At 40.8% G+C, this 1,989-nt stretch carries 1 protein-coding gene, 1 tRNA gene and 1 pseudogene; 2 read left to right on the top strand and 1 reads right to left on the bottom strand.

The window, feature by feature from the left end; all coding sequences use genetic code 11:
• Positions 1 to 186: 186 nt before the first annotated feature.
• Positions 187 to 588: pseudogene (locus XEN7305_RS30155) on the top strand (DUF2163 domain-containing protein); the annotation flags it as partial.
• Positions 589 to 623: 35 nt separating this feature from the next.
• On the opposite strand, the gene XEN7305_RS00085 reads toward XEN7305_RS30155, so the two are convergent.
• A tRNA-Ser gene (locus XEN7305_RS00085) sits at positions 624 to 710 on the bottom strand.
• Positions 711 to 876: 166 nt separating this feature from the next.
• On the opposite strand from XEN7305_RS00085, the gene XEN7305_RS00080 reads away from it, so the two are divergent.
• A complete protein-coding gene (locus tag XEN7305_RS00080) occupies positions 877 to 1,899 on the top strand; it encodes a hypothetical protein (protein WP_006507243.1) in 1,023 nt (340 codons plus the stop codon).
• Positions 1,900 to 1,989 lie beyond the last annotated feature (90 nt).

Here is a 1,989-nt window from a genome sequence, read left to right as displayed (position 1 = left end):
TTGGCACCATCTCCTCGACTTTATGCTCGGCGATGCGGAACCAGAACCTTTCATCCCTGCAAATACTTCTTAATTTTTGAATTTGGAATTGCTGTCAACAACATTGATTTTAATTCTCTAATCTTCTTTGGCATCTATTGAACTTTGGGGATTTGTTATTAGAGTAGAACAATTTAGGGTAGTAGAATGAAAACCTTAGATCCCACGTTCCAGAATACGATCGCACAACCCACAGCAACAATCACATGGTGTTGGCTAATCGAAAGAGTAGACGGCGTAAAACTAGGATTCACTAGTTTTGACCTAGCATTCAAAATTGACGGAATCGAATACGAGCCCGTGTCGGGTTTTGCTCCCTCGGCTGATAGCACCCAAGAAGGATTTAAGCAAAGTGATTCCCAAAACTTACAAGGCATACTCACCAGCGATCAGATATCAGATGTTGACTTAGCCAGCGGAGCTTATCAACATGCCAAACTCACATGCTTTCATGTCGATGTAACTAACCTACCAAATTCACTGGCTCTAGAACCACCTAATTTCTTAGTTGTCTATGAAGGGTTTGTCGGAAAAGTCACCTACAGCGATCGCGACCTTGAGATTATCTCAAAGCCATGTAGGAACGGAGAGAGGGGGATTCGAACCCCCGTTAGGTTTGATCCTAAAATAGTTTTCGAGACTACCGCATTCAACCACTCTGCCATCTCTCCAGGGGTCGATTATGTTGACACTTTAGTCATTGTACTTAGATCTGACAAAATTTGACAGTTAAACCTCAACTAGATTACGACAAATATCTCTTTATGAAGTTTTTTAAATCATTGAATTAACCAAGGCTTCAATATTATCATTTGTAGTAGAAGTGGTAATTGAGATATGACATCATCAAAACGTTGGATGTGTGACGGAGTCCCCAAAAATGGGAGAACCTATCCTGGTCGTGGAGAACCTCATGGCCCTTATGAGAATGATAGTGATTCCCCTTACTGTGGTGATTGTGGATTACCAAGAGAATCGAGTTTCCCACCAAGTGCGGAAACTCCTTCATCTACAACAAGTTCCCCAGACTTGACAAAATCTGTTTCTAAATCTAATATCTCAAAACCAAAACCGTCTTTGCCAATAAGAACAACAATTATAGTGACTATAGCAGGAATCTTGGCGATCGCAGGTGGTACTGCTGTGTATACTATCGTGAATCGTTGTCAGCCAGGATTAGAAAAAATTGAGGGGACATGTATTGATCCTTTTTTACAACCCTATCAAGAAGCTGTGGCTCAAAGTGATGAGGTTATCAGCACCTCTGATGACTATAAAAATATAGAAGAATTAGAAACAGCAAAGTTAACCCTCGACAACTCACTTGAGCAACTAAATGAAATTCCCCCCGAGGCTGTGATCTATCCAGAAGTTGCCAAAAAACTGGAAGAATACGAGAGAGAAAGGCAAGAAATTATTAATAAAATTGGTGTCGAAAAAGCGGCGCAAGAGAAGCTAGAAGAGGTTGAAACTATTGCTGAAGTAGCGACAGAACAAACAGAGACAGCGAAAACTGCGAAATCTACTTCTCAACTGACGGCTGCTAAGCAAAAATGGCAAGAAGTACAGAACAAGTTACAAGAAATTGACAAGACTCGTTTAGTTACTAATCAGATTAAACAGCATCAATCTGATTATGACGATCAAATTAATCTAATTGAGGAAGAAATTAGCCGTATCGAAGAAATTAAACGCATAGAACAAGAAAAAGAACGTATTAGGAAGACTTACAAGCCACCAATGGTTGAGACTCCGATGACAAAGAAACCAATGCCTCGGGGAAATTATCCCACCAAACCAAAGACTACTTCCCATGATCCTTGTGCTGTCAAGAATAAACCACCAAATTGCCTTTTTTAACGGGGCTTCGCCCTTGAAGGCAGAGGGCAGAGGGCAGAGGGCAGAAGGATAAAACTACTTCTAACTTATCCCTTTAGGTTGAATTCCTCC

The organism is Xenococcus sp. PCC 7305 (genome assembly GCF_000332055.1).
GTDB lineage: Bacteria > Cyanobacteriota > Cyanobacteriia > Cyanobacteriales > Xenococcaceae > Xenococcus.
The sequence above is the reverse complement of the archived record's forward strand: the minus strand, read 5'-3'. Positions and strand labels throughout refer to the sequence as shown.